Source organism: Deltaproteobacteria bacterium (assembly GCA_009929795.1).
GTDB lineage: Bacteria > Desulfobacterota > Desulfovibrionia > Desulfovibrionales > Desulfomicrobiaceae > RZZR01.
On record RZZR01000144.1, the window covers coordinates 1 to 5714 of the forward strand.

A 5714-nucleotide genomic window follows, 5' to 3' on the forward strand; every position below is an offset into this window, starting at 1 on the left:
GCGGCCAGCCTTTTTAGCAGATCTGTGTAGGAATTTCGGCCCAGGTCGCACTCGACGTCCATGAAAAAGACATACTTCCATTTTTCCGAGCGCAGGGGGCGGGACTCGAGCTTCTTCAGGTTGATGCCTTCCCCGGCCAGGAGCTGGAGAACGGCCACCAGGGATCCGGGAGTGTCGGGAAGGGTGAAGACCAGGGAAGTCTTGTCCCGGTTGCCCTCCCGGGGCGGGACGCTGCCGATGACCAGAAAGCGGGTCCAGTTGTCGTGGAGGTCCTCGATCTGGGAGGCCAGGACATTCAGGCCGGACATTTCGGCCAGCCGACGGTGGCCGATGGCGGCCGAACCCGGGATTTGCCCGGCCAACCTGGCCGCGGCAGCCGTGCTCTCGGCTGGAACCAAGCTGGCCTGAGGCAGGGTGTTCCGGAGCCAGGCTGAACACTGGGCCAGGGCCTGGGGGTGGGAGTGAACGACCTTCACTGAGGCCAGATCCGTTTCGGGACTCATGAGACAATGGCTGATCCGGCAGTAGATTTCGGCCTGGATGAAGACGTCAAATCGCAGGAACAGGTCCAAACTCTGACCGACGCTGCCCTGTAGGGAGTTCTCAAGGGGGATGACCCCGAGCTCGGCGTCCCCCCGGGACACGGCCCGGAACACCTCTTCCAGATCCCGCTGGGGTTCAAAATCTTGGCTGTGGCCCAGGTATTCCAGGCCGGCGAAATAGGAGAAGGTTCCCTCGGGTCCGAGGTATACCACCTTCTGGGCCCGCTGGAGGCGTCGGGAGGATGACAGGATTTCCCGGTAGATGTGCCGGAGGTGGTCGTCCGGGAGATGGGTGCGGTGGCAGGCGAGAAGCCGGCCCATGACTTCCTTTTCCCGGAAGGGTTTGAAAACGGTTTCTCGGCTGTCGGACTTGATGGCCCCGACCTGCCGGCTGAGACCGGCCCGTTCGTCGAGGAGTGCCAGCAGGGCCTCGTCCACCCGGTCGATGCGTTGCCGGATGTCGTCCAGGGACGTCTCGGATCTCGAGTGTTCTGGGGTGGAATTCATTCGTGTATCTCTTCCTTGATGCGCATGCCGAAATGTCTGCCGGCCTGATCCAGACGGCAGAGGATCTCGTCCCCGGGCTTGAGGGAGACCACGGAGACGGAATCGCCTCCGGGCCGGACCAGGCGGATGGTCTCGGCGTTCTGGAGGAAGATGCAGCCGTGGCGTTCGCCGACCTGGGCGGTGATCATGAGCATGGGCCGAATCTCGGTTTTGGCCCGGCCGACAACGCCCTTGTGGGATTGGCCGTCGGCTCCGACAATGAGGACCTCGCGGCCAGGGCCAAGTTCCTCGAGATAGGCGGTCTTGTCGCCGGGAAGGGCAGCATAGGCGTGGACCGATCCGGCGTTGATTCGAAACGGCCGGGGGGCCACATAGGGGTTGGCTTCGGTTTCGGCGTGAACCAAAAAGCAGAAGGCGCTGGTGTTGCCTACCAGCATGCCCTGGCCCGGACGGAGGATGGACAGGGTGTCCACGCAGACCCGGTGCCCCAGGCCCGTGGGACGGACCTCGGTGACCACGGCCGTTTCCAAATCAACCTGTCCCTGCCTGGTCTTGAATTGGGCGACGATGTCCTTGAGTTCGTGGGCGGCCTGGGGCAGGACGATGATTGTTTCCACTCCGACCTCAAGGATGCCGGCCGCAAGTATGGCCCTGTCCAGGGATTCCACTTCCAGTCCGAGACCCTGAGCCTGGGCCAGGATGTTTTCCACGGGGATGATCTCCCATCCCTTTCCGAGAATGGTCAGGGCGCCACCGGACAAAGACGAGACAGCCCGTTCCTCATCCTCTTTGGATTTCAGGTCGATGAGCACGGTTTCGGAGAGACGGTGGACGGTGGTCAGGCCCAGGGCGGAGACGTCCCCGGCCCGTTCGTCCTCGACCAGGATGCCGTCCACCCCGGACTCCAGGGCCAGGGTGACCAGATTTTTGTCGAAGGGCACGGCCGAAAAGATGATGGTGCGTTGCATGGCCATGACCGATCAGCGACCTTCCGGGGTCGAGGCCAGAAAATCCATGGCCTGGTCCACGGTCCAATCTTCGTGGACGACGCCGTGCAGGGCCTTGACCAGACGGGCCGGGTCTTTGGCCTGGAAGACGTTGCGGCCTATGGAAAGGCCGGCACCGCCAGCGGCCACGGAGTCGGAGACCATTTGGACAAGATCTCGGGTGCTGTCCATCTTGGGGCCGCCGGCGATGACCACGGGCACGCAGCAGGCTTCGACTACCCGGGCGAAGGTTTCGGCCGATCCAGTGTAGGGAACCTTGACCACGTCGGCGCCGAGTTCCTCGCCGACCCGGGCGGCGTGGGTGACGACCTTGACGTCGTATTCGTTTTCGATCTTGGAGCCCCGGGCGTAGACCATGGCCAGGACGGGCATGCCCCATTCATTGGCCCTGGACGCCGTCTGCCCCAGGTCACTGAGCATCCGGGACTCTGTCTCGTCGCCCAGGTTGACGTGGACGGACACGGCGTCGGCCCCAAGGCGGATGGCGTCCTCGACACTGCCGACAAGAGATTTGGCGTTGGGGAAGGGGGAGAGGCAGGTACTGGCGGAGAGGTGGATGATGAGGCCGATGTCCTGGCCTTGACCGCGATGGCCGCAGCGGGGCAGGCCCTTGTGCATGATGACGGCGTTGGCCCCGCCCTCGGCGACCTTGTTCACGGTCTCTCGAAGGTCGACCAGTCCGTAGATGGGGCCGACGCTGACCCCGTGGTCAAGGGGGACGATGATGGTCCGGCCGGTGTTGCGGTTGAAGATTCGTTCCTGTCGGATGCTTTTTCCCAAGTGCATGACGATCTCCTTGTGCTTGCGGGTCTCGGCCCTCCTCCGGCGGCCAGGAAAACAAAAGGGCCGCCGGCTGGTCTGCCTGCGGCCCTTGGTGTGGTGTTGTCCGTGCCCTTTTATGCTGGCTGCACAACTCCCCCTTGGCCACAGGCCTCCGTAAAATAATACCAAAAATACCAGTTGGCATTGGTGGTGATGGGGAGGGTGTAGTCAACGGAGAAATTCTGCATGGATTTGTGTCTAGGCCCGGGGGAGTCGGGGTGTCAAGAATTTTTTTCGGCCGATCATGAAAATTTTTGCTTGAACGTTCATTTGGCGTCCATCTGGGAGAGGATGGCATCCACCTGATCCTGGGTGATCCTGGACGCCTCGTCCCGGAGATCCTTGAGATTCTTGTCGGGCTGTCGACTTTTTTCCTTGAGGATGTAGTCCGTGGACACGTAAAGGTCCCGGATCATGTCCCGAACCTTGTTGATGGCGTCGATGACCCGTTTGATCCGTTGTCCGGTCAGATCCTGGAAACTCATGGTGGTCATGATCTCCATCATGTCGTATTCGAGACCGGCGCAGCTTCCGGACAGCTTTTCACGTGCCGCGTCGTCCTGAACAGTCTCGACGATGGTGGCCTTCATGTTTTCGATGTTTTTGAGACTGCACTCGACCAAGTCGATGACGGTGAAGGTGGCCTTTTCCGTAGCCTTGATGATCTGGTGGAGACGTTCAGAGGCGTCGTCCATCATGTCCCGGACTAGGCTGACACCTTCCTTTTCCTTGTCGTCTTCCCCGGCCGTTTTTTGAATCCGGTTCAGTTCGCTGTAGATGCCGCTGAGTTTATCCAGGATTTCCTCGTTCAGCTGGCGAAAGAATCCGTTGCCGTCCGGCCGGGCGGAGCTGACGACATGACAAGATTCATCTCGGAGGGCTTCCCGGAAGGCCTCCTTGATGGTTTCCTTTAGGTCCTCCTGGTTCGTACGCGAGGTGCGGGCAGCTGGATTCTTGGACATGATTTCGTCTCTGACGGGTACTGTCTGCCGTTCAGATGAAATAGGCGGCCTCGTTCCAGAACGAGTAGTTGTTCTTGCCGGAGCGTTTGGCAACATACATGGCCTGGTCGGCCTTGTTCAAAAGCTCGATGGGATCCTCACTGTCGGTGGGGGCGACGCTGATGCCGATGCTGACTCCCACGGTGATCTTGATGCCCTCCCATGGGATCGGTTCGGAGATGGCCTTGATGAGCCGGGTGGCCGTCAGCCCGGCGTGCATGCCGTTCTGGAGTCCAGTTAGCAGGACCACGAATTCGTCGCCACCGATGCGGGACACAAGGTCGTGATCCCTGACCACGGTCTTGATCCGTTCGGCCAGGATGATCAGCACATGGTCGCCGCACTCGTGCCCGTAGGTGTCGTTGACGGGCTTGAAGGCGTCCAAGTCCATGAACAGAAAGGAGGTGAACCCGCCCTGGGTTAGGGTCTTGCTCAGAGCCTCCCGTGTCTGCTGCAACAAAAGAATCCGGTTTGCCAAGCCTGTCAGGGGGTCACGCAAAGCCAGGTCGTCGCCTTCCTCAGACTGTCCATCGCAGACCGGGGGAATATGTAAGACCAGAAGCCTCAGATCGTCCGCAGTCTTCATGGCCCGGAGCATGGCGTTGATTTCGTGGGGCCCGTCCAGCTTGATGCTGCATTGGATGGGTTGGGTCTTGGCCTCCAGTTGGGCCATGAGGTTGGAGGCCTGTCCCTGACCGAAAATCGTTCCCAGGGCAGACCCCTTGGCCAGTCGGGGAAACCGTCGGGCGCATTCGGGATTGAAGTCCTGAACGGCCCCGGTGCGGTCGGTGATCAGGGCCGGATCGAAAAAGAGGGTCAGTACATGTGGATTCATGGCCTATATTGTCGCAAGGTATTGGCTTTGTAAGCTAGACGTTTTTACGGTCGAAGTAAAGGACCATCATTCGGATTTAGGGCCTTGGGCCTAGGTTTCCGCCAGACGGCCTTCATCCAGATTCCGTTCCGACCAAAGGCCGCCCAGGACCATTTGATCCAGGCCACCAGAGACCAGGCCATCCACAGAGACCAGGCCAGCATCAAGAACCGGTAGACGACGATGGGAACGGACACGATCAAAGGCTGGGGCAGGGGCCCTGAGATCCGATCCTGTGTCCAGCGTAGCGTATGGCCGCTGGATCCGTTGCCGGCCACCTGCATGTCGGGCAGGCCGAGAAGGCCTCCTTCCACGGCGGCATACAGGCAGGCGATTCCGACAAGGAAAAGGCCGACGATGGCCGTTTGGACGAGGTTGAAGGTCAGCCAATGTTCCGGCCTGTGTTCTCGGCGCAGGCCCAGGGCCGGCAGCCAGGCCACGGCGAGCACGGCGGTCATGGTATCGACTTGGGACAGGCCGAGTCCGAGGAGGAACCATTGCCAGGCCTTTAGCGGAGTCCAGGGAAGGCGGCTCAAACCGGCCGCCACCAGAAGGATGGCGGCCAGATAGCTCCAGAAAAGCACGGCAGGCCCCATGACCGGACCGCTCGGACAGGCCAAAAGCCAGCGATGGGCCGGGAGCCTGGTCTCGAGGTTCACGTTGGCGGCCGGATGGCCAAGGTTGACGGCCGGGGAACCCAGAACCAGGCTTCGGTCGAGGTCCTCCCTCCAGCGCAGGGTCACGGATCGCCTGCCCGGAGCGACCGGAACAGATACAGCGCTGTCGGCGATTCGAACCACAGGGATGGCCGTTCCGTCGATTTCCAGACGGACATCTCGGGCCCGGTCCGGAATGGCCACGGCATGCTCCCGGCCACGGCTGGCCCGGATGCCCAGGGTCAAGACCAGATCCTGAACATTGCGCCCGATTTCTCTGGTCAGAAGGACATGGTCAATGGTCA

Annotated in this window: 5 protein-coding genes; all 5 read right to left on the reverse strand. The window is 61.2% G+C overall.

Translation table 11 applies throughout. From position 1 onward, the window contains the following. A partial coding sequence (gene pheA / locus EOM25_11730) for a prephenate dehydratase (protein ID NCC25842.1) occupies nt 1-1049 on the reverse strand: 1049 nt, incomplete at its 3' end. Further along, nucleotides 1046-2017, reverse strand: coding sequence for a 3-dehydroquinate synthase II family protein (locus EOM25_11735; protein ID NCC25843.1), 972 nt, complete (start codon nt 2015-2017; stop codon nt 1046-1048). The genes EOM25_11735 and pheA, both read right to left, overlap by 4 nt. A 12-nt stretch (nt 2018-2029) precedes the next feature. Next, the gene (locus EOM25_11740; GenBank protein ID NCC25844.1) at nt 2030-2842 is read right to left on the reverse strand and encodes a fructose-bisphosphate aldolase; all 813 of its coding nucleotides are present in this window, start codon (nt 2840-2842) and stop codon (nt 2030-2032) included. 302 nt (nt 2843-3144) lie between these two features. Next, entirely contained in the window at nt 3145-3936 is a 792-nt protein-coding gene (locus EOM25_11745) for a hypothetical protein (protein NCC25845.1), read from the reverse strand. Next, nucleotides 3872-4714: a GGDEF domain-containing protein gene (locus tag EOM25_11750; protein ID NCC25846.1), complete on the reverse strand. Its 843-nt coding sequence runs from the start codon at nt 4712-4714 to the stop codon at nt 3872-3874. Before EOM25_11750 ends, EOM25_11745 begins: the two co-directional genes overlap by 65 nt. Between the last annotated feature and the right edge of the window lie 1000 nt (nt 4715-5714).

Excerpts from the sequence above, each read along its gene's own strand:
- EOM25_11735 (NCC25843.1), bottom strand. The coding sequence starts at position 2,017 with ATGCAACGCACCATCATCTTTTCGGCCGTGCCCTTCGACAAAAATCTG.
- EOM25_11740 (NCC25844.1), bottom strand. The coding sequence starts at position 2,842 with ATGCACTTGGGAAAAAGCATCCGACAGGAACGAATCTTCAACCGCAAC.
- EOM25_11745 (NCC25845.1), bottom strand. The coding sequence starts at position 3,936 with ATGTTGCCAAACGCTCCGGCAAGAACAACTACTCGTTCTGGAACGAGG.
- EOM25_11750 (NCC25846.1), bottom strand. The coding sequence starts at position 4,714 with ATGAATCCACATGTACTGACCCTCTTTTTCGATCCGGCCCTGATCACC.